Origin of the sequence: Mycobacterium paragordonae, assembly GCF_003614435.1 — a bacterium.
Taxonomy (GTDB): Bacteria; Actinomycetota; Actinomycetes; order Mycobacteriales; family Mycobacteriaceae; genus Mycobacterium; species Mycobacterium paragordonae.
Map to the genome: position 1 here is coordinate 4,208,282 of NZ_CP025546.1, position 25,873 is coordinate 4,234,154.

At 67.5% G+C, this 25,873-nt stretch carries 18 protein-coding genes; 7 read left to right on the top strand and 11 right to left on the bottom strand.

Annotated elements, in window-relative coordinates:
• Window positions 1-28: 28 nt before the first annotated feature.
• The 5 genes from C0J29_RS19175 to C0J29_RS19195 are packed head-to-tail and all read right to left on the bottom strand — an operon-like array spanning window position 29 to window position 6,778.
• Window positions 29-931 carry a 3-oxoacyl-[acyl-carrier-protein] synthase III C-terminal domain-containing protein gene (locus C0J29_RS19175; protein WP_120793232.1) on the bottom strand — a complete coding sequence of 301 codons (903 nt, stop codon included), beginning with the start codon at window positions 929-931 and terminating at the stop codon, window positions 29-31.
• Entirely contained in the window at window positions 915-2,018 is a 1,104-nt protein-coding gene (locus C0J29_RS19180) for a 3-oxoacyl-ACP synthase III family protein (protein WP_065044780.1), read from the bottom strand. Before C0J29_RS19180 ends, C0J29_RS19175 begins: the two co-directional genes overlap by 17 nt.
• A 35-nt stretch (window positions 2,019-2,053) precedes the next feature.
• Entirely contained in the window at window positions 2,054-4,333 is a 2,280-nt protein-coding gene (gene ppsA / locus C0J29_RS19185) for a phosphoenolpyruvate synthase (RefSeq protein WP_120793233.1), read from the bottom strand.
• Between the two features lie 17 nt (window positions 4,334-4,350).
• Window positions 4,351-5,871, bottom strand: coding sequence for a bifunctional aminoglycoside phosphotransferase/ATP-binding protein (locus C0J29_RS19190; protein ID WP_120793234.1), 1,521 nt, complete (start codon window positions 5,869-5,871; stop codon window positions 4,351-4,353).
• A gap of 4 nt (window positions 5,872-5,875) precedes the next feature.
• Window positions 5,876-6,778, bottom strand: coding sequence for a universal stress protein (locus C0J29_RS19195; RefSeq protein WP_120793235.1), 903 nt, complete (start codon window positions 6,776-6,778; stop codon window positions 5,876-5,878).
• A gap of 143 nt (window positions 6,779-6,921) precedes the next feature.
• On the opposite strand from C0J29_RS19195, the gene otsB reads away from it, so the two are divergent.
• Window positions 6,922-10,599, top strand: coding sequence for a trehalose-phosphatase (gene otsB, locus C0J29_RS19200; RefSeq protein WP_162951509.1), 3,678 nt, complete (start codon window positions 6,922-6,924; stop codon window positions 10,597-10,599).
• Window positions 10,600-10,605: 6 nt separating this feature from the next.
• On the opposite strand, the gene C0J29_RS19205 is transcribed toward otsB, so the two are convergent.
• The 4 genes from C0J29_RS19205 to C0J29_RS19220 form a co-directional block, all read right to left on the bottom strand.
• Window positions 10,606-11,382, bottom strand: a complete 777-nt coding sequence (locus C0J29_RS19205) for a universal stress protein (RefSeq protein WP_120793237.1) — start codon at window positions 11,380-11,382, stop codon at window positions 10,606-10,608.
• A gap of 94 nt (window positions 11,383-11,476) precedes the next feature.
• Window positions 11,477-12,451: a 1-phosphofructokinase family hexose kinase gene (locus tag C0J29_RS19210; RefSeq protein ID WP_197748215.1), complete on the bottom strand. Its 975-nt coding sequence runs from the start codon at window positions 12,449-12,451 to the stop codon at window positions 11,477-11,479.
• 51 nt (window positions 12,452-12,502) lie between these two features.
• Window positions 12,503-14,533 carry an erythromycin esterase family protein gene (locus tag C0J29_RS19215; RefSeq protein ID WP_120793238.1) on the bottom strand — a complete coding sequence of 677 codons (2,031 nt, stop codon included), beginning with the start codon at window positions 14,531-14,533 and terminating at the stop codon, window positions 12,503-12,505.
• Window positions 14,534-14,702: 169 nt separating this feature from the next.
• Window positions 14,703-15,680, bottom strand: a complete 978-nt coding sequence (locus C0J29_RS19220; protein WP_120793239.1) for an Acg family FMN-binding oxidoreductase — start codon at window positions 15,678-15,680, stop codon at window positions 14,703-14,705.
• Between the two features lie 223 nt (window positions 15,681-15,903).
• Between C0J29_RS19220 and acsA the strand changes: the two genes are divergently transcribed.
• Genes acsA through C0J29_RS19245 form a run of 5 tightly spaced genes read left to right on the top strand, consistent with a single transcriptional unit; the run spans window position 15,904 to window position 21,249 of the window.
• The gene (gene acsA / locus C0J29_RS19225; protein ID WP_120793240.1) at window positions 15,904-17,730 is read left to right on the top strand and encodes an acetate--CoA ligase; all 1,827 of its coding nucleotides are present in this window, start codon (window positions 15,904-15,906) and stop codon (window positions 17,728-17,730) included.
• Entirely contained in the window at window positions 17,727-18,701 is a 975-nt protein-coding gene (pdhA, locus tag C0J29_RS19230) for a pyruvate dehydrogenase (acetyl-transferring) E1 component subunit alpha (RefSeq protein ID WP_120793241.1), read from the top strand. Before acsA ends, pdhA begins: the two co-directional genes overlap by 4 nt.
• On the top strand, window positions 18,698-19,672 hold the full coding sequence (locus tag C0J29_RS19235) for an alpha-ketoacid dehydrogenase subunit beta (protein ID WP_065165337.1): 975 nt from the start codon (window positions 18,698-18,700) through the stop codon (window positions 19,670-19,672). Before pdhA ends, C0J29_RS19235 begins: the two co-directional genes overlap by 4 nt.
• The gene (locus C0J29_RS19240; protein ID WP_120793242.1) at window positions 19,672-20,985 is read left to right on the top strand and encodes a dihydrolipoamide acetyltransferase family protein; all 1,314 of its coding nucleotides are present in this window, start codon (window positions 19,672-19,674) and stop codon (window positions 20,983-20,985) included. The genes C0J29_RS19235 and C0J29_RS19240 overlap by 1 nt, the downstream gene beginning before the upstream one ends.
• Window positions 20,986-20,988: 3 nt before the next feature.
• On the top strand, window positions 20,989-21,249 hold the full coding sequence (locus C0J29_RS19245) for an acyl carrier protein (protein WP_120793243.1): 261 nt from the start codon (window positions 20,989-20,991) through the stop codon (window positions 21,247-21,249).
• Here C0J29_RS19245 and C0J29_RS19250 read toward each other — a convergent pair.
• Window positions 21,225-22,664: a bifunctional lysylphosphatidylglycerol flippase/synthetase MprF gene (locus tag C0J29_RS19250; RefSeq protein WP_120793244.1), complete on the bottom strand. Its 1,440-nt coding sequence runs from the start codon at window positions 22,662-22,664 to the stop codon at window positions 21,225-21,227. The two genes, C0J29_RS19245 and C0J29_RS19250, sit on opposite strands and share 25 nt — an antisense overlap.
• A 191-nt stretch (window positions 22,665-22,855) precedes the next feature.
• Here C0J29_RS19250 and C0J29_RS19255 point away from each other — a divergent pair, with 191 nt between their 5' ends.
• A complete protein-coding gene (locus C0J29_RS19255) occupies window positions 22,856-23,320 on the top strand; it encodes a hypothetical protein (protein ID WP_065165341.1) in 465 nt (154 codons plus the stop codon).
• Window positions 23,321-23,327: 7 nt separating this feature from the next.
• Here C0J29_RS19255 and C0J29_RS19260 read toward each other — a convergent pair whose 3' ends face one another.
• Window positions 23,328-25,673, bottom strand: coding sequence for a heavy metal translocating P-type ATPase (locus tag C0J29_RS19260; protein WP_120793245.1), 2,346 nt, complete (start codon window positions 25,671-25,673; stop codon window positions 23,328-23,330).
• Window positions 25,674-25,873: the final 200 nt, after the last annotated feature.

The window sequence follows — 25,873 nt, forward strand, 5'->3', positions numbered from 1 at the left end:
GAACATCGCGTCGTGCCCGGGTGAACGGCTAGTGCGCGGGCGGCTGACGGTAGAGGGCCGCCCCGGCCACGACGCCCGCTCCGGCGGCGACGAACAGGATCTGACTACCCGCCCGGGCGGCGTGTTGCTCGAATGCCGCAGCCAGAGCCGCGGTATGCATGCGGTGATCGTCTGCGACGCAGACCTTTTCGGGGGGCACGCCGAGCAATGCGCTCAACGCTTCCCGGTAGTGCGGACGCGCCGGAGCGGCAACGATCAGATCGACGTCCGCCAATGGCACGCCCTGTTGTTCGAGGCAGTCCCGCGCCGCGTCGGCGGCCACCGCCGCGAACCTGTCGTCCGCGTCGGCCGACTGCCGGAACCGCAGGACATTGCGGCCGTCGGCGAATCCCACTGTCGCAGCTGATGTCTCGAGGTCATCCAGGGCATCGCCGGCGTTCGCCCAGGACACCCCACTCAGACCGTAGTCGTCATCGGTCCAGCCGCACAGCATTGCCGCCCCCGTCGCGGAGAACGGGAAGTGCTCGCTCATCCCGTGGCCGGGGTCGGCGTCACTGGTCACCACCAGCGCGCGCCGCACGGTTCGGGTTCGCAGGAATCCATCGACGATCTGCAGCGCGGTCAACACCCCGCAGACGCCGTTGGCCACATCGAAGGAGAAGGTGCCGTGTGCGTCATTTCCGTGGGCGTCACTTCCGTGCGGATCCTCCGGGTTGGCCCCGATGTCGTCCTGGATCAGTGCGGCCAGCGCCGGCTCCCCCAGATTCTTGTCGCGGTAGATGCCCGCGTTGACCACCAGATCCAGTTCGTGCGGTCGACATCCGGCCTGCCGCAGGCAACCTTTCGCCGCGGCGACGGCGAGGTGCAGCGCGCTGTGCCGGCCACGCAGCCCCGGATGCGCAATGTCGACCCGGTCAATCACTGTGCCCATAGCGGCTCACCAAATCCTCGTCCAGGGTCACCAGGACCACTCCGATCTCCAGGCCGGATGCCAGCGCCAGCAGCGCCACCCGCTCGCCGGCCAGGATCCGGCCGGCCTCCAGTTCCTCGACCAGAGCCACCGTGTGTGTCGTCGACGCCGTGTTGCCGTACCGGTCGACGGTGATCACCGCATCGTGCTGCGGACTGTCACCGAACGACTCCTTCATCCGCGTCATCCCCTTGCGGATGGCACGGGCCGAGGTCTGGTGGGTGATCACGTGGTCGATGTCGTGGATCGAAATACCCACGGTGTCAAGCACTTCATGCAGCAGCAACGGCGTGTTGGCGATCGCGGCCTTCTGAATGGCGCGCGAATTGGTGAACATCCGCGCACCCGGGTCGTGGCCCTGCGGATAGGCGAGACAGAGCCGGCTGTAGTCGGCGACCGTGGTGAAGCCGGCGAGTTCGATGCCCGCGGAACCGGCCGGGGCCCGTTCCAGCAGCAGGGCCGCGCCGGCGTCCCCAAGCGTCAGGCAGGCCAGTTCCTTGCTCATGATGTTGCGGATGTGCTTGGCCGCATTCTGGCTGAGTTGCGAGATGTATTCGCCGCTGACCACCAGACCGCGCCGTACGATGCCCTGGCGGATCCAGTTGTTGAGAATCGTTACCCCGGTGAGCATTCCGGCGCACGCGTTGGACACGTCGAAGGTCATCGCCCGGTACGCCCCGACGTTGCGGGCCACCGCGCCACTCATGGTCGGCTCCAGCCACTGGGTGAGGCCGCCGCGGAACTTCGTGATGCTGCAACTGATCACGACATCGATGTCGGCGGGATCCTGCTGTGCGGTAGCCAGGCAGTTCAGCGCCGCCGCCGTGGCCAGGGACAGCGAATCCTCTTCGCCGGTGGACACCCGGCGCTCACGGATACCGGTCAGCTTCTCCAGATCGATATGCGTGTGATGGCGGGTGGAGGCCATCAAATCGTCTGTGGTCAAGCGGGTCTCGGGGAGGTGCCGGCCGGCGCCTGCCAGCCGGGCGACGTAGGGCGCCCTGGCGCCCTGGCCATCGGTCTCCATCACCAGCCAGTGCCGTGTCACCGTGATACCTCCTTGCGAGCGCGGTCGCTACATCGTCAACCGCGCACCGATTCCAGCAACAGCCGGCGTTCGGCGGCCGCGACGGTGCGCCGAGTGGCCGTGACCGCGTCCGGGTTGACGGACACCGAGGTGATTCCCATCCGGACCAGGTGCTCGGCGAAAGCCGGGTTGGTCGATGGCGCCTGGCCACACAGCGACGAAGTGATGCCGTGCTTGCGGGCTGTCGAGATGATTCGCCCGATCGCATCGAGTACCGCGCCGTCGGATTCGTCGAACAGTTCGGCGCAGATGTCGGAGTCGCGGTCGACGCCCAGAACCAGCTGGGTGAGGTCGTTGCTGCCGATCGACACCCCGTCGATGCCCATCGCGATGTACTCGGGCAACCAGAACATCACCGACGGCACTTCGGCCATCACCCACCGGTGCAGGCCGCGTTGCTTGCCCAGTGGGCTCGCATCCACCTGAGCCAGGCAGGATTCCAGCTCCCACCGGGTCCGAACGAACGGAATCATCAGGTGCAGGTTGGGGTTCTGTTCCCGGACCCGCGCCAGTGCCTCGAGTTCCAGTGCGAACAGGTCCGGCTCGTTGACGTAGCGGTAGCAGCCCCGGTAACCGATCATCGGGTTGTGCTCGACCGGCTCGTAGGTCTCGCCGCCCTGCAATCCACGGAACTCGTTGCTGCGGAAGTCGGTCGCACGGTAGACGACCGGCCGGGAACCGAAGGCGGCGGCGATGCGGCCGATCGAGGCCACCATGGCGTCGACCAGACCGGCCTGCTCGCCGCGGGCGATCAGGTCGCGCGGGTGGCGTCCCGAAAGCGCCTGGGTGAGCAGGAACTCGGCCCGTAACAGACCGACACCGTCGACATCCTGCGCGGCGACCGCCTCGGCGGTGTCCGGGATCGCCAGGTTGACGTAGATCTTGGTGCCGGTGGTTTCACTGACCGTGTTCACCGGGGCGGGCGCGGCCGCCGCCACAGCTTGCGCCGGTGCGGTCGCGGCTCCGGCGGTGACGGTGCCGCGGGCGCCGTCGACGGTGACGATGTGGCCGTCGTGCAGGATCGTCGTCGCGTCGCGGGCGCCGACCACGCAGGGCACCCGGAGTTCGCGAGCGACGATGGCGGCGTGACAGGTCATGCCGCCGGTCTCGGTCACCAACGCCGCCGCGCGGCGGATCGCGGGCAGCCAGTCCGGGTTGGTCATCGGCGCGACCAGAATCTCGTTGTCCTGCAGGCGGTTACCCTCCTGAGGCGTGCGCAGCACCCGGATCCGTCCCGAGGCCGCACCGGGCGCCGCGGGCAGCCCCCGCACCAACACGCCGGATTCGCCGGAATCCTCGGACGTCTCGTCGTCGTACAGCATGGTGATGGGTCTGGCCTGCACCAGCCAGGTCTTGCCTTCAGCGATCGCCCATTCGACGTCCTGCGGGCAGCCGTGGTGGTTCTCCACGGCGACCACGAGTTCGGCGACCCGGCGCAACGCGTCGTCGTCCAGGACGCGTGCCTGTGCTTCCTCGGGCGTCAGGTCGATGATGACGTCGTGGCCGTCCGCACCACGTTCGATCTTGAAAGCCTGGTAGCCGATCGAGAAGTCGCGCACCTGCAGCGTCTTCTTGTCGACGACGTAGGTGTCGGGCTGGACCTTTCCGGACACCACGACTTCGCCGAGACCCAGAGCCGCTTCGATGACGAGGTGGTCCCGCTCCCCCGTACTGGGGTCGGCGCTGAACGCGACGCCGGACTTCTCGGAGGCGACCATCTGCTGGATGACGACGGCCATGGCGGGGTCGGCAGTGAAGCCGCGGCTGGCCCGGTAGGTGATGACGCGTGGGCTGAACAGCGACGCCCAGCACTGCGTGACGGCGTCGATCAAGTCCTCGCCACCGGTGATATTGGTCAGAGTCCGGTTCATCCCGGCGAAGGATGCGTCGGCGCCGTCCTCGCCCGTTGCCGAAGAGCGCACCGCCACAACGCAGTTCGATCCCAACCTGGCGTAGGAGTCGAGCAGCTGCGTGCGGACGTCGTCACTGACCCCCGCCTTGCCCACCAGCTTCTGCATCCGCTGGCAGAGCTCGGCCAACCGGGCGCTGTTGTCGACCTGCGCCAGTGCCTCACGGTGCAGCGCAGCGAGTTCGGCATCCACTCCGCCGGCCGGCATCGCCGCCTGGTAGCCACCGCGCAGCAGGACGAACCCGGGTGGCACCGGCAGACCCGCGGCGACCAGCTCACCCATGTTGGCGCCCTTGCCGCCGGCCTCCTCCGCGTCGGTCAGACGTAGGGCCGAGATGTCGGCGACGCAGCTGTTGTTGGTGGTCATGCGGGTTCCTTTCGGTGCTAGAGATCGACGTCGGTCACGCGGCGCCAGGCCTTGACTGCCTGTGCCACGGAGGTTTCGAGGGGCTGGGAGGTGTCCATCCGGTACGCCGACTCCCAGGCGTCCCGGCGGGCGGCCAGCGCCGCAGCGATGTCGGGGGTCGCATCGGAGTTGCCCGGCGCGCGGTGCTCGATGCGGCCGGCGGTTGTCTCCACCGGTACGGCGCAGATGATTTCGACCATCCGCGAACGGGTTTCGCCGGCCATCCGGTGCGCCTGTGCGCGCAGACCCGGGTCCTGCCAGGTTCCGTCGAGGATCACCGAATGCCCCTCGCTCAGATGGATACGGGCCCGGCGCAACACCGTTTCATAGACGGCGGCGACGTTGTCGGGACTGTAGAGACCGGAGTCCAGCACTCCCGGACTCCCGGAGATGGCGCCCGACTCGCGCAGCTCCCGTCGGACATCGTCGGTCGAGATGACCTGCGCGCCCACCTGTTCGGCGAGCCCGCGGGCCACAGTCGACTTGCCGCTGCCGGGATTCCCGCCGATCAGCGCCAACCGAACCGCGCCGGCGGCCAGGTGCTCCGCAGCGATTGCGAGGTGCCGGGCGGCATCGTCGGCGGACTCCGGCCTGCCCTGCCCGAACCGCACGCAATCGACCTTGGCGCGTACCCCCGCACGGTAGGCGACGTAGAAGTGCCGCAGCGATGACGGCGCCGTATCGCCGGTCAGCGCGACGTAGCTCGCCAGGAAGTGGTCGCCAAGGTCCTTGCGTCCCAGGAATTCCAGGTCCATGGCCAGGAAGGCGGCGTCATCGATGCGGTCGAGATGACGCAGTTGGTCATCGAACTCGAGGCAGTCCAGCAGGGCGGGGTGGCCGTCGACGAAGAAGATGTCGTCTGCGAGCAGATCCCCGTGGCCGTCGACGATGCTGTCCTCGTCGATGCGGCTTGCGAACAGGTGCCCCCGTCCGGCGATGTACTCCGCGGCAAGACGCTCGATGCGTGCGATGACTTCCTGTGTCACACCGGGAATCGCGGTGAACTGGTGCAGTTCCCTGAGGTTGGCCCGCCAGCGTTGGTCGACCGCGCCGGCCTCGCCCTGGGCGCTGATCAACGGGCTGCGCTCGGCTCCGTCGTGGAACTGCGTCAGCACGGCGGCGATGGTGTCCAGTAGGCGCTCGCATTCACCAGACGTCTTGTGGCTGAGCAGAAATGCCAGCCGATCCTGGTCGCGGTAGCGGCGCATGACCACGATCGGCTCGGCGGCGCCGCCGGCCGGATCTGACAGGTGGGCCACCCCGAGGTATGCCTCCGGCGACAGCCGGCGGTTCAGCTCGACCTCCCGCCGGCAGGCGTGCTCGCGCTGCTCGGTGGTGCGGAAGTCGACGAAATCGGTGAGCACCGGTTTCTTGGCCTTGTAGGCCCGGTCTCCGGCCAGCACCACCACACCGGTGTGGGTTTCTCGCACGTCCAGGAAAGGGAACGTCACTTCAGGCATCGCATCGGCTGACCGTTCGGCGGTGATCGCAAACTCCATGACTTCAGACTGTCAGTCGCCGGGACGGGGTCTGCACCGGTCGCGCGACGATAACCGGTGTGCTGGTGGAATGCAGAACCGCGTTGCTGACCGACCCGAGCAACATGGTGCCGACCGCGCCGCGACCGTGGCTGCCCACCACCACAAGCTGGGCGGACTCGGCCTGCTTGATCAGCTGTCGTGCGGGACGGTCGCACACCACGACGCGGCGCACGGTCACATCCGGGAATTGCTCCTGCCATCCCGCGAGGCGCTCGGCCAGAATGCGGTCCGCGTCCTCCTTGAAGATGGTCCAGTCCAGGCCGGGCAGTTCGACGGCCTCGATGTCGCTCCAGGCATGCACGGCTTTGAGCTCGGCCCCGCGCCGGGAGGCTTCTTCGAATGCGATCGCTGTCGCCAGTTCGGAAGCCGGCGACCCGTCGATCCCCACGACGACCGGAGCTCCCGCGGGTGCGTGCTCGTCACGGATCACCGCCACGGGACAGTTCGCGCGTCGCACCACGCCCGCGCTCACCGAGCCGAGCAGACCCCGGCCTAGCGCCGAGCGACCGTGGCTGCCCACCACCAGCATTTCCGCGTCCGCGGACAGCTGTACCAGCGTCGGCACCGGCGGCGAGCATTTCAGTTCAGTGGAGATCAGCACCGGCCGGGCCGAACCGACGATGTCTTCGGCCACCTTGACCGCGTGTTGCAGCACCCGCCGGCCGTCCTCGTCCCGCCATATCCCCATGCCCATCGACAGCGGCATCTCGGGGTACATCGGGACGGCCGCGTTCACCATGTGGATCAGCGTCAGGGGAACATGGCGCATCGCGGCCTCACGTGCCGCCCACACCACCGCGGCGTTCGATGGTTCCGAACCGTCGACCCCGACGAGGATGCCGCGGCGCTCAGCCAGCGCGTCCATTTCCGTACTCCCTCCGTTACCGAAAACGCTATTGCCCGAACCGAGCTGGGTCGTGGGGCTTTAGTCACCAAGTGCAGTGACGTGCGACCTTCATTGCCTTTTCAGCGGCCAATTGAGGCCCACGCTGTGGCATCGTCACTGACGTGACCGACTGGCCCGCCACCATTGACCGGCGTTACCACGATGCGGTGATCCTGAATATCGACGGGGTTCTCTCCGCGGCGGTTTCGGGTGGCTTCCGGGCCTCCGATTCCACTGGACCGCTGCTCCGCCGACTGCGTGATGCGGGCATCGGCACGGCCGTCTATTCGGCCGCCCGTGGCGGAGTGCAGCTGCCGGGTGCACTCATCGACGATCTGGTCGATGTCGACGTGGTGGAGTTCGCCGACGAGCACGACCCGACGGTGCTGACCCGGACCGCGTCGCGGCTGAAGGTCCGCCCCGACCGCTGCGCCGTCATCGAGCACGATCCGGCCGCGGTCGAGGACGCCTGTGCCGCCGGATTCAGCCTGGTGATCGGGCTCGACCACGGCACCGAGGAACTCGCGTTGCACGGGGCTGACGCCGTCATCGCCGACCTGGCCGAGATCTCGGTGCGCAACGGGGACGCGGTGATCTCGGCCATCACCGACGCCCTGCAGGTCTACAGCCAGGTCAGGGAACTCGTCACGGCCCGCCAGCCGGTGGCCTTCGTCGACTTCGACGGCACCCTGGCCGACATCGTCGGCCAGCCGGAGTCGGCGAAGCTGGTGCCCGGCGCCGCCGAAGCGTTGCGCGCACTGAGCAGGCAATGCCCGGTGGCGGTGATCAGCGGCCGCGACCTGGCCGACCTCCGCGCCAAGATCGACGTCGACGGGTTGTGGTTCGCCGGCAGCCACGGATTCGAACTGGTCGCGCCCGACGGCACGCTGCACCAGAATACCGACGCCGCGGCTTCGGTCGCCGTCTTGGTGCGTGCGGCAACACATTTGGCCGAAGAACTCAAAGACGTCCCCGGTACGATCGTGGAGCGCAAACGTTTCGCGGTGGCTGTGCACTACCGCAACGCCGAACCGCAGTCCGTCGACCGGGTGATCGCGGCGGTGCGCCGGCTGGGACGCGCGACGGGGCTCCGTGTCACGACCGGACGCAAGTTGGTCGAGCTGCGGCCGAACGTCTCCTGGGACAAGGGCAGGGCGCTGCACTGGATTCTGGAATACCTGGCCGCTGAGGGGGATTCGGGGTCAGCCACCACACTGCCGATCTTCATCGGCGATGACATCAGCGACGAGGACGCTTTCGACGCGATCCGCTTCGACGGTGTGGGAATCGCGGTTCGCCACCTGGAGGGCGGCGACCGGCCGTCAGCCGCCAGCTTCAGTCTCGAAAGCCCCTCTGCTGTAACCGAATTCCTGCAGCTACTGGCCGACGACCTGAGGGAGGAGTCGGAGGCTCCCCACGATGCGTGGGAGCTCGCCTACGACTACTACGACCCGGTGAGCGAACGGCTGCGCGAAACGCTGTGCACCGTGGGCAACGGCTACGTCGCCACCCGCGGCTGCGCTCCCGAAGCCGCCGCGTCGCAGCACCATTACCCGGGTACCTACGCCACCGGTGTATACAACATCCTCGCCGACCAGATCGCGGGCCGGACCATCGAGAACGAGAGCCTGGTCAACCTGCCCAACTGGCTGTCCCTGACATTGCGGATCGACGGTGGCCCCTGGTTCGACATCGACCAGGCCGAAATCCTTTCTTACCGACAGGTATTCGACCTACGCCATGCGACGCTGTCGCGTAGGGTGCGTTTCACCGACGGCGCCGGCAGGATCACGACGCTGGACCAGCAGCGCTTCGCGTCGATGCACGATCCGCACCTACTGTGCATGAAAACCACCGTCCACCCCGAAAACTGGTCGGGGACGGTCGAGTTCGAGTCGCTGGTGGACGCGACCGTGCGCAACACCATGGTCGAACGCTACAAGCCGCTGTCCAGCGCACACCTCACCGAAGCGGTGATCGACGAGACCGCGCCCAGTGGCGTGGTGCTGCGCACCGAGACCTCGCAGTCGCGCATCGCGATCGCAATGGCCGCCCGCAGCAGCGTGTGGCACGGTGACACCCCGGCCGACGTGCAACACACGATGATCCGCGAGCACAACCGCGGCGGTCAACGCATCGAGGTTGCGGTCGAGTCCGGCCGGCCGGTGACCCTGGAGAAGATCGTGACCATCTTCACCGGCCGGGATGCCGCGATCGCCGAACCGGCCGCCGCCGCGGCCGTATGCCTCGACGCGGCCGGGCGCTACGCCGAACTGCACCAGGCGCACGAGCGGGCGTGGGCGCGGCTGTGGGAGCAGTGCAACGTCGGCCTTTCCGACGGAGACGACGCGCTGCGGATCCTGCGGTTGCACCTGGTGCATGTGCTGCAGACGATCTCTCCGCACACCGCCGAACTCGACGCCGGCGTCCCGGCCCGGGGACTGCACGGCGAGGCCTACCGCGGACACGTGTTCTGGGACTCGCTGTTCATCTCGCCGGTACTGAGCCTGCGGATGTCGAATGTGTCCCGGTCGCTGCTGCTGTACCGGTACCGACGGCTGCCGGAAGCCCGTCGTGCGGCCCACCGCGCCGGCCATCTGGGCGCCATGTTTCCGTGGCAGTCGGGCAGCGACGGACGCGAAGTCAGCCAGGAAGTCCATCTCAATCCCCAGTCGGGTCGCTGGCTGCCCGACGCCAGCGCGCGGGCACATCACGTCGGTCTTGCCGTTGCCTACAACACCTGGCAGAACTATCAGGTCAGCGGGGACCGCCAGTTCCTGGTGGACTACGGCACCGAGATGCTGGTCGAGATCGCGCGATTCTGGGTGGGTCTGGCCAACTTCGACGCCGTCCTGGGCCGCTACACGATCCGCGGCATCATCGGGCCGGATGAGTTCCATTCCGGTTACCCCGGCCGGGAATACGACGGGATCGACAACAACGCGTACACGAACGTGATGGCGGTCTGGGTGATCTTGCGGGCGATGGAGGCGCTGGACCTGTTGCCGCTGCGCGACCGCCTCGAACTCGTCGCGAAGCTCGGCCTGACAACCCAGGAGCGGGAGCGCTGGGATCACGTGAGCCGGCGCATGTTCGTGCCGTTCCACGACGGCGTGATCAGTCAATTCGAAGGCTATTCCGAACTGGCCGAACTGGATTGGGAGGGTTACCGCCGGCGGTACGGCAACATTCAGCGACTCGACCGTATCCTGGAAGCCGAGAATGACAGCGTCAACAACTACAAGGCGTCCAAGCAGGCTGACGCGCTGATGTTGTTCTACCTGCTGTCCTCGGAAGAACTGCTCGGCCTGTTCGGCCGGCTCGGCTACCACTTCACGCCCGCGCAGATCCCCAAGACGGTCGACTACTACCTGGCCCGCACCTCCGATGGGTCGACGTTGAGCGCGGTCGTGCACTCCTGGGTGCTGGCGCGTGCGAACCGGGCCAATGCTCTGGAGTATTTCCAGCAGGTGCTCCGGTCCGACATCACCGACATCCAGGGCGGCACCACCGCGGAAGGGATCCACCTGGCGGCCATGGCGGGCAGCATCGATCTGCTGCAGCGGTGCTTCACCGGACTGGAAACGCGCGACGACCGACTGGTCCTCAGCCCGCAGTGGCCGGAAGGGCTGGGGCCCATCGAGTTTCCGTTCGTGTACCGGGGCCACCGGCTGCATCTCGAACTCAAGGGGCGCAGCGCGACACTGACCGCGGAGTCCGGAAGCACCGGACCCATCGACGTCGAGTGCCGTGGCCGGATCCATCGGTTGCTGCCGGGCAGCACGATCGAAGTCGGATAAGGGCTTTCAGTGCCGGACCAGCAGCACCGAGCAGTCCGGATAACCCAGGATCGGATGGCAGTTCGGGGTCGCCAGTCCCGGCAACTCCGCCGCCTCGGACTCTCCGACGATAGCGAGATCGATTGCGCGACTGTGGTTCTCGTCTGCCCTGGCACCGGTTCCGGACGCCACGATCTGGACCGGCACGTCGGGGTAGCGGCGGACCCAGCTGTCCAGGCGGCGGTCGATCTGCCGCACGATCGCGTGCCGGCGCCGACCTTCCTCCATTGCCAGCCGGACCACCTCGTCGTTGTCGGGATCGTCATTGAGGACGACGGCGATCACCCCCACCTGGGTGGGTGAGCCGTCGGGATTGGTGCGGATCACCGCGACCGGGCAGTGCGCGTGCGTCACCAGCGCGGCGGCCGTGGGACCCAGCAGCCCATCAGCGGCCCACCCGCGCCGGGAGGTACCCACACACACCAGGGCCGCGTCCTGAGAGGTGTTGATCAGCGCCCGCGCCGGGTCCCCGGAGCGGATCGCGGTCTCGATCTCGACTGGCTTTCCCTCGGCCTGCGCCGCGCTGAGCACCGCGCTTTCCGCCTGCGACAGCACCATTTCGGCGCGTTCGAGTTCCCAGTCCGAAGCCTGGGTCGACCCCGTGTCCTTGCCGGTGATGACGTAGACCAGCCGAAGTGGCATCTGGCGGCTCAACGCCTCGTCAATCGCCCACTTCGCCGCGTTGACCGCGGCCTGCGAACCGTTGACACCCACCACCACCGACTTTGCGTCCAGCTGGTTCATGTCGGCTCCTGACTTTCGCTCACCATCAATCTATGGCGCGGTCGCTCATTTCTGCAGGGGTCGTTTGGCCTGAGTTCGCAATGCCCTTCGTCCCCTACGCGCTGTCGCCCACCTCCACCGGCTCGCCGGTCAACTCGAAAAGCCGTTCCACGTCCGAGCGTTCGCATACCGCGGTGCCGGGCGTCAGCAGCATCGCCGCGCCCGCGGCGATTCCCAGCCGCACCGACTTGGCCAGCGGCCATCCACGGGTCAGTCCGACCGCGATGGCGGCCACCATCGCGTCGCCGGCACCCACACCGCTGCCGCCCTCCATGGGCACCGCCGCGAAGCGCTGGCAGGTGTGCTCAGTGGCCAACAGCGCGCCCGCCGAACCCAACGACACCACCACGACCTCGGCGCGACCGCTGTCCACGAGTTCGCGCGCGGCGGCGATTTGTTCTGCCTCAGTGACTAATTCGCGTCCCACACATTCGCGCAGCTCCCGCACGCTGGCCTTCAGGAGGTAGACCCCCGACGACACGCCGTGCAGTCCGCCACCAGAAGTGTCCAGAATGAGGCGGGCACCCACGTCGCGAGCTACGTCGGCCACCCGCTGATAGAAGTCGGCGGGAACACCGGGCGGCAGGCTGCCGCTGGCCACCACGAAGTCAGCGGACCGCGCGGCCATCCGCAGCTCCTGCAGGCATCTGTCCTGTTCGGCCGCGGTGAGCACGGGGCCGGGCAGAACGAACCGAAACTGCCGTCCGGTACTGGTCTCGTTGACGGTGAAGCTCTCCCGGGTGGCGCCGGCGATCGGGATCTCACCGAACGGCACCCCCGCGTCGCTGAGCAGCCTGGTCAGCAGACCGCCGTGCGACCCGCCCGACGGCAACACCGCGAACGCCGACCCCCCGAGCACGTGGGCTATCCGCGCCACGTTCACACCACCCCCACCCGGGTCGTATCGCGTTGCACTGCAACGCAACTTGCTGGTGGGCTGCACCACTTCCACGCTGGTGGTGATGTCGAGGGCGGGATTCATCGTCAGCGTGACGATCCGCGGTAGCCCCGGTGCGAAACCGGCGTGCATGGTGAACTCCGCTCGTCAGTGTGGACTTCTGCGACTAGGAATTTGGTAAAACTAAAGACCGCTGGGATACGTCTCCGGCGTCTCGCCGGCGATCCACACGCTCGTCGTCTCGAGCGGCTCCAGCGCACGGGTCGTGTCGATGTGAATCATCGCATCGAATTGATCGGCGGGCCGGACGTGGAAGTAGTGGCTCTGCCGCTCGGTTGCGGGCTGATAGATCACCCCGATCGCGCGGCCCAACCGTACGGCCGACATCGGCTCGGCGGCCTTTTCGTCGATCCGCGCGGACACCAGGAAGGCGTCCTTGCCGCTCTGGTGGAACAGGTCTTCCACGCTGCCGGGAAGCGCGGGCCGAACCACTTTGCGTTCGGCGATGCCACCCCACTCGCTGGCCGCAGTGACCGTGCCGGTGTAGGTGCTCAGTCCGATCAGGCGCGCGTCGCCGTGGTACCGCTGCCGGACGAGTTGCCCGAGCGTGAGCTGGCCGTCGGCCCACGCCTCGGTCGCGGTGGCGTCGCCGACGTGGGAATTGTGTGCCCACACCACGATTCGTGCCGGCGGGTTGTTGCCGTGCCGGTCCAGGTGCTTCAGCAGTGCTTCCAGGGTCTGCGCCATGTGCTTGTCCCGCAGATTCCACGAGGAGACCCGGCCGCTGAACATCGAGCGGTAGTAGACCTCGGCGTCGCGGACCGTCTGCGCGTTCTGCTGGGCGTAGAACAATTCGTCCTCGGCGAGCAGGCCGTCGGCGCGCAGGTAGTCGAGGGAGTTGCGCTGCAACTCGACCAATTGCTCGATCGCCTGGTGCTCACACTTGGGCCCGGCGCCGAACGCGGCCTGGTAACCGTATGCCTGTCCGTCGTCGCCGGCGGGGTGGTCGAAGCATGCGTAGCGGACCCGGGCCCGGGCCGCCGCGGCGGAATCCACGGTGTCGAGGTATTTGATCACCTCGTGCATCGACCGGTGCAGGCTGTAGAGGTCGAGCCCGTAGAACCCGGCTTGGCGCTGCGCGCTCCTGTTGTGCTCCCGCAGCCAGTCGGCGAAGTCGCGGCAGACGGTGTTACGCCACATCCACCCCGGGAAGCGCTCGAAACCGCTCAGCGCCTGCTCGGCCGTCGTGTCCTTGCCCAGGCCGCGCGCATAGCGGTTAACCCGGTAGGCGTCGGGCCAATCCGCCTCCGCCGCAACGGCGCAGAAGCCCTTCTCCTCGATCAGCCACTTGGTGATTTCCGAGCGCGCCTCGTAGAAGTCGTGGGTGCCGTGCGAGCTCTCGCCGATCAGGACTACTCGCGCGTCCCCGATGATCTGTTCGAGGATGTCGCGCGGCGGAATGCCCCGTGGCGCATCGACGGCCACCTCGGCAATCATCTCGGCTGCCGTCGGTGCCGCGGGCTTGATCAGCGTAAGACCCGTGGTGGGCTTGGCCAGCAGGTCACGCACCTCTTCGTCGCTGACCTGACGGAAGTCCCAGAACGACTCCCCCACCGCGAGAAACGGTGTCGGCATCGATGCGCAGACCACTTCGTCGACCAGGCCCTCGAATTCGCGGCAGGTTGATTCCGGGGCGGCGGGCACGGCGATCACGATGTGCGCCGGCTCGGCGTCGCGCAGAGCCTGCACGGCAGCGAACATGCTTGCGCCGGTGGCCAATCCATCGTCGACGAGAATCACCGTCCGGCCGGCCACCTGCACCGGTGGGCGTCCGCCGCGGTAGGCGGCCTCGCGCCGGATCAGTTCGCGGCCCTCCCGCTCGACGATGTCGCGCAGTTGCGCGGATGTGATCCGCAACCCGCGCAGCACATCGTCGTTGACCACCACCCGGCCACCGCTGGCCAGTGCGCCGACGGCGAATTCTTCGTGGCCCGGAGCGCCGAGCTTGCGCACGATGAAAGCGTCCAGCGGGGCGCGCAGCGCCGCCGCCACCTCCCAGGCGACGGGCAATCCACCGCGGGCCAGGCCCAGCACGATCACGTTCGGGTTGTCCCGGTAGGCGCCCAGCAGGTTCGCCAGTACCTGGCCGGCTTCACGGCGGTCGCGGAACACTCGCCGCGGTGCGGGACGGCCGGCCTCGGCTGCACTGGTCATGACGTACTCCTTATATCTCCGATCGCCCCGGCGGCTTCGACTCCTGTGTGGCGATGCTTTATTCGACCAATCCCCCATGCACTGCCGGTAGGGACCGAAGTCCCAGGCTGAGGTGTACCTAAGCCATCTCGACGAATGAGAGCCATCTGCCCCCATAGACCGACCAGGATCAGCCGAGCACCTCGAGCACCTCATCCAGCGGACGCCGCGGGGTCGCCTCCGGGATCGGACCGGACGGGGAGATACCGACCCGGATCAGAACCTGCGGAACGGCCGCGCGCCCGTCGGTGAGGTCGCGAAGGATGGCACGACCGGGCTCCAGTTCGGTGGCGTGCGTGATCGGGCACGTCGCCAGGCCGGCCACGGTGCATTCCAGGAGAACGGCCGAGAGCGCTTCCCCGCAGTTGAGCGCATCGGCTCGGGCGTTCTCCGGCGTCGACAGCAACACGATCTTCGCCTGGTCGTGTCTGCTGGTGTGCTCGCCGTCGGCGCCGGTGGGGAACTCCCGGTTGACGCCGACACCCCGGGCTTCGGCCCCGGATACCAGAGCCGCCTGCGGTATACCGTCATGCTCCCTGGAAGGTGCTGTCCACCAACTCAATTCATACTGGTAGCTGTCGTCGTAGCGCCGCAGCGCCTCGCTGAGCCGGGTGGCCTCCGCCAGCCGCGGCCGCGCGTCGTCGCTCAACACGTCGAGCCCCACCCGGTCCAGGTCCACACAGTTACGCAGCAGCGGTTGCAGCGACGGCCAATCGTTGGGAGCGCGGAACGGGCGCCGGTCGGTGCGACGGACCGTGATCGCCTCGGCTCGGTCGCGCCGGGCCCGACCGACATAGGCCATCGGCGTGAAGTCGGCCGAGGCCAGGTGGTCGAGATTGTTCGGGTTGGGAAATCGTTCGATGTGGGTGTCCCAGCCGACGGCGGCCATCGCGACCCGGAGATGGTCGAGGGCGGCGCCACAGCTCAGGACGGCCTCCCGGCCCGAGCCGTCGGTTGAGGTCACGATGCGGGTCCGGTCGATGAACAGGTCGACGCTGGCGCCCCTGACCACCCACCGCCACGGCTGCGTGTTGTGTAGCGAAGGAGCGTGGCACGCCAACTCCACTGCGTTCGTGATCACCGCAGTTTCGACCAGCGTTCGGGTCATCGCAGCCACCTTTCCGCTCTGACTGTCTGCTCTGACTGTCTGCTCTGACTACGACGCTCCGCCACCCAGACGCTCCGCTGCCAGAGTCCTTGGTCACCATCGTCGCGTCATAGGGCACAAGTAATCGACGTACGACCGGGTGATCGGTGACCTTGTTCCCTATTGCGCCCGGGGCTGGCGCAACAGGCTTAGGTAGCCAACCCCTGGGGATGAGGACCCGCACATGGATGTGATTCACAAGACCCCCCGCGACTTCCGCGTTTCACCTAATCTCACCGACTACGGGCAAGCCCGGGCGCACTTCCAGTGGTCCGACGTGCCGAAGCTGTGCGCAGGCATGGGCGAAGGGAAATGCAACATCGCCTACGCCGCCGTCGACCGGCACGCGAACGGCCCGGAGAGCACCCACACCGCACTTCGCTTCCTCACCGAGGACGGGGCGCACGAGCTGACCTACGCCGAGCTGAGCGACCGGGTGACCCGGTTCACCGGCGTGCTACGCGCCCTGGGCATCGGCAAAGGCGACCGGGTTTTCGCCATCATGGGCCGCATCCCCGAGCTGTACATCACCATGCTGGGCGCCCTGCGAAACGGCAGCGTCGTCTCCCCCCTGTTCTCCGCCTTCGGTCCCGAACCGATCGCCACCCGGGTCGACATCGGGCAGGCCGACGTACTCGTGACCACGAAAGCGATCTATCAACGCAAGATCGCCAAGATCCACAGCCGGCTGACCTCGGTGCGACACGTCATCGTGGTCGACGACGGCACGCACGGCGAGCCGCCATCCGGAACGCTGGACTTCTGGCACTGCATGAACGCCGCCGACGCCAACGCCCCGGTCGAGCCGACCACGGCCGACGACCCGGCACTGCTGCACTTCACCAGTGGGACCACCGGCACACCCAAAGGCGCCATCCACGTCCATGGCGCCGTCGCCATGCACTACGTCACGGGCCTGTACGCGCTCGATCTCCACCCCGATGACATCTATTGGTGCACTGCGGATCCCGGCTGGGTCACCGGAACGTCCTACGGGATCATCAGCCCGCTGCTGCACGGGGTGACGTCCATCATCGACCAGGCCGAATTCGACGCCGAGCGCTGGTACCGGATCCTGCAGGACGAGCAGGTGTCGGTCTGGTACACGGCACCGACCGGTATCAGGATGCTGATCAAGGCCGGTCCGGAACTGCCCGCCCGCTTCAGTTTTCCGCATCTGCGGTTCATCGCCAGCGTGGGTGAACCACTGAACCCAGAAGCCGTGTGGTGGGGAAAACAGGTGCTGGGCTTGCCGATTCACGACAACTGGTGGCAGACCGAGACCGGCGGCATCATGATCGCCAACACGCCGGCGTTCGACATCAAGCCCGGCTCGATGGGCCGCCCACTGCCCGGGGTCGAGGCCTGCATCGTGCGCGACAACGACACCGTTAGCGACGAAGGCACCGTCACCGTCATCACGGAACCGGATGTCGAAGGCGAACTGGCCCTCAAACCGGGGTGGCCGTCGATGTTCCGCGGTTACCTGCACGCCGACGAGAGATACCGAAAGTGCTTCAGCGACGGGCTCTATCTCACCGGCGACCTGGCCAAGCGGGATGCCGACGGCTACTTCTGGTTCGTCGGCCGCAAGGACGACGTGATCAAGTCCGCCGGGCACCTGATCGGCCCATTCGAGGTGGAAAGCGCGCTGACCGACCACCCGGCGGTGGCCGAGGCGGCCGTGATCGGCAAGCCGGATCCCACGGTCGGCTCCGTCATCAAAGCCTTCGTCACCCTCAAGGACGGCTACGCGCCGAGTGAGGATCTGCGGCTGCAACTGCTCGGCCACGCGCGTAAGCGGCTGGGACCGGCCGTGGCGCCCAAGGAGATCGAGTTCGCCGATTCACTGCCGCACACCAGCAGCGGCAAGATCCTGCGCCGTCTGCTGAAGGCCCGCGAACTGGGTCTGCCCGAAGGAGACACGTCCACGATCGAACAACCACACGCGGCGGAACAACCACACGCGGACGAACAAGCACACAACCAACCTCAAGGAGCGTCGCTGTGACGGAGAAGGACCTGACGCACGCGCTGTTGTCCGACATGGTGCGGGTGCGGCGCATGGAAGAGAAATGCGCGGAACTGTACAGCGCGGCCAAGATTCGCGGCTTTCTGCACCTGTACGTCGGTGAGGAGGCCGTGGCCGCGGGCTCGCTGCGGGCCCTGACCGAGGACGACGCGGTGGTGGCGACCTATCGTGAGCATGCCCACGCACTGCTGCGCGGCATCCCGATGACCAGAATCATGGCCGAGATGTTCGGCAAGCAGGAAGGCTGCTCCCGCGGTCGCGGTGGGTCCATGCACCTGTTCGACGCCGGCCGGCACTTCTACGGCGGCAATGCGATCGTGGCCGGCGGACTGCCGCTGGCGGTCGGCATCGCGCTTGCCGACGCCCAGCTGAAGCGGAACCGCGTGACCGCCTGCTACTTCGGCGACGGAGCGGTGGCCGAGGGCGCCTTCCACGAATCGCTGAACATGGCCGTGTTGTGGAACCTGCCGGTGTTGTTCCTGTGCGAGAACAATCTTTACGCCATGGGCACCGCGCTGGATCGGGCACAGTCGCAGACCGACCTGACCGCCAAGGCGGCCGCCTACCGCGTCGATGCGCTGGCCGTCGACGGGATGGACGTCGAAGCGTGTTACGAGGCAACCCGCAAAGGTGTCGACCACGTCCGCAGCAGCGGCGGCCCGTTCTTCATCGAGTTCCGCACCTACCGGTTCCGCCCGCACTCGATGTTCGACCCGGACCTGTACCGGGAAAAGGCGGAAATCGAACACTGGCGCGAGCGGGACCCTATCGAACTGTTCATCCGGCGGCGGAAAGGCGACGGGCTGCTGACCGACGACGACGTGCGTGACATCGAGGAGTCGGCTGCCGCCGAGATCGCCGACGCGGTGGCCTACGCGGAGGCCGGAACCCGGGAAGACGTGGCCGATCTGGCCCGTGACGTGCTCACCCCGCTGGAGGCGGCGCGATGAAAACGACCTACCGCACCGCCGTTCACGACGCGATCCGCGACGCGTTGCGCGACGACCCACGGGTGGTTCTGATGGGTGAGGACGTCGGGCGCTACGGCGGAACGTACGCGGCATCCAAGGGCCTGCTGGAAGAATTCGGCGAGCAGCGGGTGCGCGATACCCCGCTGTCCGAACTCGGTTTCGTCGGCATCGGTATCGGCGCGGCCCTCAACGGGTTGCGCCCCATCGTCGAAGTGATGACGGTGAATTTCAGCCTGCTGGCGCTGGACCAGATCGTCAATACCGCTGCGGCCCTGCGTCATATGTCCGGGGGGCAGTTCTCGGTGCCGATCGTGGTACGGATGGCCACCGGAGCCGGGCGGCAACTGGCCGCGCAACATTCGCACAGCCTCGAACCCTGGTACGCCCACATCCCGGGCATCAAGGTGCTGGCACCGGCCACCGTCGAGGACGCCTACGGCATGCTGGGACCGGCGCTGGCCGATCCCGATCCGGTGATCATCTTCGAACACGTTCAGCTCTACAACACCTCGACCGATATCGACACTCTGGAACCGACGGACATCACCCGGGCGGCGGTACGCCGCGAGGGCAGTGACGTCACATTGATCGCGTACGGCGGGTGCGTCGGCAAGGCGCTGGACGCGGCGAACGAATTGTCCCTGGCCGGAATCGACTGCGAGGTGGTGGATCTGCGGGTGCTGCGGCCGTTGGACACCGAGACCATTCTGGAATCGGTTCGCAAGACCCACCGCGCGGTCGCCATCGACGAGGCCTGGCGCACTGGCAGTTTGGCCGCCGAGATCTCCGCGGTGATCATGGAAGGCGCGTTCTACGAGCTGGACGCGCCGGTCGGCCGGGTATGCAGCGAGGAAGTGCCCATCCCCTACGCGAAACACCTTGAGGAGGCTGCACTTCCGCAGCCGCACAAGATCGTCGCCGCCGTGCACGAACTGTTCGGAGATCGATGATGATCGAGTTCAAAATGCCCGCCCTGGGCTCCGACATGGATGAAGGCACACTCAACGAGTGGATGGTCAAGCCAGGTGACAAGGTGACCCGGGGTCAGGTCGTCGCCGTCATCGAAACCACCAAGGCCGCGGTGGAGATCGAGTGCTGGCAGGAAGGCATCATCGAGGCACTCGTGGTCCCGGTCGGCGAAACCGTGGAAGTCGGAACGGTATTGGCCACCTTGCGGGCCGATGGTGAAGCCCCGGCCGCGACCGCCCCGGTGACGGCCCCTCTCACCACGCCTTCGGCCACCCCTTCGACCACCACTTCTACCACCCCTTCGACCGACGCCGAACCGCAGCAGAAGGAGCCCCGCAAACGGGCCGCCAAGGCGCCGCGCAAGGCACCCAAGCCGGCCGCCGCGGCGCGGGCCCCCGAGGCACCGGTACCGACCCGGCCGGCCGGGCCGCAGCACCGCCGCTGGGTCTCCCCCGCCGCGCGGCGGCTGGCCGCGAACCTGAGCGTCGACCTCGACGGGGTCAGTGGCACCGGCCCGGGCGGCGCGGTGACAATCATCGACGTCGAGCACGCCGCGGCAACCCGGCAACCGGTCCGCAAACCCGCACCGAAACCCGCCGGCGAACGGATGTCGATGGCCGAGCGGGGCGCCGCGATGCGTCAGTCGATCGCGGCCGCCATGAGCAGATCCAAGCGCGAGATCCCGCACTACTACCTGGCCGACGAGATCCTGATGGACACGGCATTGACCTGGCTCACGGCCCGAAATGCGCAGCGGCCCATCACCGAACGAGTACTGCCGGCCGTCCTGCAACTCAAGGCGGTGGCCCTGGCGGCGCAGCGCTTCAAGGAATTCAGCGGCTTCTGGCGCGAAGACGGCTTCCAGCCCGCCCCGGCGGTGCACGTCGGTGTCGCCATCTCGCTGCGCGGCGGCGGTCTGGTGGCGCCCGCCATCCACGATGTGGCCGAAAAGAAGCTGGACGAGCTGATGAACGACCTGACCGACCTGGTGGCGCGGGCGCGGGTGGGTTCACTGCGCAGTTCAGAGATGTCCGACCCCACCATCACCGTCACCAACCTGGGTGACCAGGGCGTCGACTCCGTGTTCGGCGTGATCTACCCGCCGCAGGTCGCCCTGGTCGGCTTCGGCAAGACCACGCAGAAGGTGTGTGTCATCGACGGCGGCATCCGCGTGGTCAACGCCGTCCAGGGCACCCTGGCCGCCGATCACCGGGCCAGTGACGGACACCGCGGCGCCATGTTCCTGGCCGCGATCAACGAACTGATGCAACAACCCGACGTCCTGGAGAAGTGAAGAATGACAACGCAAGAAGACACCCGCGGTGTGGTCCTGTCCGTGCTTACCACCATTGCCCCGGAAGTCGATGCCGACGAGATCACCGATGACGACCTGCTGCGCGACCAGGTCGACCTGGACTCGATGGACTGGCTGAACTTCCTGCTCGGCATCCACAAGCGGTTCAACGTCGACATCCCGGAGTCCGACTACGCGACGTTGCGCACCCTGTCAGACGTGGTCGGCTACGTCGAGACTCACGCACCGGCCACCGCGACGTGATGCGCCGGCCGTAGCCGGCGGCGCCGCGGCACAAACTCCAGCGACAACAACACCACCAGCGCGCTCGGGATGTGGTGCGTGCACAGCACCACGTACCGACGCTCGTTGAGCGCGTGAAACTTTCGCAGGTAACGGTAGAGCGATTCCAGCCGGATCAGCGGGTCCAGCAGATGAATCAACCGATAGGCAAGGCGTTGCAGCGGAGCCGGGTCGGCGGCGTCGAAGACTTCCGGGAAGGCGGCGAACGCCAGCGAAAGTCGCTGTGCATGAGAGATTTTCGCGGCAGCGATCATATCGACGCTGAGCCGCTCGTCGATCCCGTTGGGAGCATCGGGCCGGCGGTAGGGCGCGTCCAGGGTGATCTCCGAGCCGCCGCCGGCGCTCGCGTAGCGGTGAAACGCCACCGCGCGGCCACCGCTGTCGCGGGCGATGGCCAACCGTACGCCGGGGCAACGGCCTTGCAGCGCCCCGTCGAGGTTCATGCAGAACCCGCGCTCGGTGCGCACCCCACCGTGTGAGGCGTAGAGCACCTCACTCAATTCGGCGACCAGGCCGGCGTCCAGATCGCGTTCGTCGATGATCTCAGTGGTGACGCCGCGGTTGTGGGTGCGCTGCACGGCCTGACGCACGTTCCGGTAACGACGCCCGGCCAGGCTGAAGCGCGGGACATCGACCACCACATCGCGCCCGATCGGGACCGCGAGCATCGCCTGCCCGATCAGCTCCTTGGTCCACAGCCCGAGATTGCGCTGCGCACTCGCCAACACCACGATCCGCCAGCCACGTGAACGGCACATGACGGCGAAATCGATTGCCAACCGCTCGAATTGCGTGCTGTCACCGATCGGGTCGCCGCTGACGACGGCAAACCCCAGCCGGGTCCGGTAGGCGATGGCGGCGGTTCCGGCGGCGTTGAAGTAGTAGGCCTTGAGCGAATGCATTGCGAAGGGCGCCAAGGGGTCATCGGGTGTGGCATCGACAAGCGCCCACACCCGCTGCAGCAACTCCGGTTGCGGCTCAGCCGAAGTGGGCCACATCAGCGCCAGACCGCTGGCGGCGACCAGCACATTGCCCCACCCGCCGAAGGCCAGGAAGTGGGCGAAGAGCCCCGCCGACAGCAGCGCCACCGAGGCCACCGTGTGCCGCGGTGTCACCGGTCGCCCCAAGAACACCCCGCGCGCGATGAGGACGACGGCCGCCAGCAGCGCGACCGACCACCCGAACCGGCCCGCCGCATACCAATTCGCGGCCGGGTGCTCGTGCACGGTCAGTACCGTCAACCAAGTCAGCACGCAGAGCAGCAGCAGCGAACTGGCCAACCGCGCCGCGCGACGGTCCGTCCGCAGGATGATGCGTTCGGACGCGAGCGCGGCGGTGGCACGGTGACCGCGCTGACCGCGCTGACTCACTTTCATGCCGGACTCCTTGCCCCGTGTGGAAACGCTATCCGCCCAGGCAGTGCCGGTCGTGAGGCTTAAGTCACCAAACCGGTTGCCGGCGACCAATGTCCCGGGTGGTTCGGGACTTCAGTCCCTCCCGTCGGCCCCGGTCGAGTGCTCAGATGGTGGTATGGGAGACGCGCGTCCCCCAGCGGGAGGTAATAGAAATGAGCACCACACAATTACAACCACGCACGCGTGACTTCGCCCGCGTACTCGGCCCCTACTTCGCCATCATCGGCATCACGACCGTCTCACGTGGATCCGAGATGCGCACGCTGCTAACCGGTTTCGAATCCAGCCCGGTCTGGTTCTGGGTAACCGGTGCGCTGGTACTGCTCGTCGGCCTGGCCATCGTCGGGCTGCACCCGTACTGGCGGGGGGCGGCGGCGATCACGATCTCGGTGATGGGTTGGGCTATCACCCTCCGCGGTCTGATGCTGCTCGCCTTTCCGAAGGCGTTCATGTCGGCCGCCAACGCCACGATCGGCATGGGCAACATGTGGATGACGGCAAGCGTCCTGCTCGCGGCGGCCGGGTTGTATCTGACCTACGTCGGCTGGCGTCCTACACCGGCGACACCCGAGCCGAAAACCGAAGTGGCGCCGCGGGATCTGCGACACGCGGCGTAGCCGCCGTTCACTCCTTGGCGGCCGAATCGTCCTCGGCGAGGATGAAGTAATTCTCCTCCTCCTGGACGAAGTGCAGCCGTAACAGGGTGTACAGCCCGTACAGGCACGCCAGCAGGTCGTCGACCTGATCGGGCTGTATCGCCCCGGCCGCCTGCGCCTGGGCCAGATGCGTGCCGATGCGATCGGCGAGTCGTCTGATCTCGGCGTGGGTGCGGCTCATCGTGGCGGTCGCTTCGCTGCTGCCGAGTGGGCGGGCCAGGGCCGGGTACAGCTGAGTCTCTTCGGCCTCTTCGTGGGGCAGGATCCGGTCGACCAACAGCGTGTGCACGGCGGCCAGTGACTCCAGCGGAAGGGCGTCCGGACCGCCGGCCAGGCGATTGGCGCTCTCCCGCAGCAGACCGATGGTGTCCCGCAAGGCGTCATGTTCGGCGGCGAAGCGGAGCAGCATCTGTTCGGTCTGCGCGTCCACCTGCACCTCGTTGGCCGGATTGCCGCGCAGGGCCCGCAGCGCGTTGAGGATCACCGCGACGTCGATACCCTCTTGCAGCAGCGCGCCCGCGGCCGGCGGCAGCCAGCCCAGCGCGGCGATCACCATCGCGATCAGCGACAGGCTCATGCCGACGACGGCACTCTGCACGGCTATGCGTCGCGACCAGCGGGCGATGTCCATCGCGTCGGCAAGCCGGTCCAGGCGGTCCGTGGTCAGCACGATGTCGGCGGCCTCGGAGGACGCGGTGGCTCCCCGGGCGCCCATCGCGACGCCGACGGTGGCCGCGGCCAGTGCGGGAGCGTCGTTGATTCCGTCGCCGACCATCACCGTCACCGCGTGTTCGCTCTCCTCGCGCACGGCGGCGAATTTGTCCTCGGGCGTCTGGTCCGCGCGGACCTCATCCAGTCCGAGAATGTTGGCGACTTCGCGAGTGGGTTCGGCGCGGTCCCCGGTCAGCATGAGCAGCCGCTCGAGGCCGGCTTCGCGCAACCGGCGCACGGTCCGCGGCGCGTGCCGGCGCAGCGGATCCCGCAGCAACACCGCTCCCGCGGGGACGTCGTCGACGCTGACCCATGCGATACCGGCGCCGTCCAGGCGGGCGCGACTTATTACCGCTGTGGTCCATCCGCCGGCCAGTTTGTCGGCGGGCACCTTGCCGACCATGACGCGGTGCCCGTCGACCGTCGCCGTCACACCTCGTCCCGGCTGCTCGACCATGTCGGTGGGTAACGCCAGCTCGAGCTTGCGGCTGAGTGCCTCGGTGACGATGGCCTCGGCCAGCACGTGCGGAGAGAATTGATCCACCGAGGCACTCAGCCGCAATATCTCGGCAGCCTCGCGCCCCGGTTCCGCCACGACGTCGACCACCGTCGGGCGTCCCATCGTCAGGGTGCCGGTTTTGTCCATCACCAGAGTCTTGGCGTGACCCAGGTTCTCCAGCGCTCCCCCGCCCCGGATCACCACCCCGGCCCGCGACGCGCGGGACAGTCCCGAGACGATGGCCACCGGCGCGGCGAGCAATAGGGGGCATGGAGTCGCCACGACCAGCACGGCAACGGCGCGCACCGCCGATCCGCTGGCGAACCAGGCGGCGCCGGCCACCACCAATGTCAGGGGAAGGAACCAGACCGCGAAACGGTCGGCCAACCTTACGATCGGCGCGTTGAGCGCGCCGGCCTGCTGGGCGAGCCGGACGATGCCTGCGTAGGTGCTGTCGGCGGCGGTGGCGTGCGCCTGAAATTCGAAAGCGTTGCCGGCGTTCACCACACCGCTGCGCACCGTGTCGCCGGTCGCACGTTCGACCAGCAGCGGTTCACCGGTCAGTGCGGACTCGTCCAGGACGGCGACCTCGTCGGTGATCCGCCCGTCCACGGGCACCACCTCGCCGGGCCCGACCACCAGCACGTCGCCGACCGCGACCTCGGCCAGGTCGATCATGGTGATCTGCGTTCCGACCCGTCGCCGTGCGCAACGCGGCGCGCGGTCGAGCAGCGCCCGCAAGTCACGCGTCGCTCGCCGCTCGGCCGCGGAATCCAGCGCCCTGCCGCCGGCGAACATCACCGCGATCAGCGCACCGGCCAGGTACTCGCGCACCCACAGCGTGCCGGCCAACGACAGCACCGCGATGATGTCGACACCGACCCGCCCCCGCCGCAACGCCAGCAACACCCAGAACAGAGCGGGCCCGATCGCGGCGATTGTCCCCGCGATCCAGCACGCGTCGGCGACGGTTCGCCGCCCGGCCAGCCAGGCAACGCCGCCGAGGACCAGGGCGACGACGACGAACCCGGTCAAGGCCGGTCCGATCAGCAGGCGTAACCGTGAGATCAGACGCTCTCGCGATGATCCTGGGGCGCCGGACACTGGACATCCTTCTCTGCTCGCGGGCTCTGTTGCTGGTCGGTTCCGAACATTAGTCGCGTTGCGACCGAACGCCCACTGCCGCCGAGCGCACCGACATGAGAAGGTGGACACGTGTCCAACAGTGGTGAATCAGCCGAGCACAGCCTTCGTGAAATCGACACGCCGGTAGGTACTTTGCGCTACTACGATCACGGCGGCGA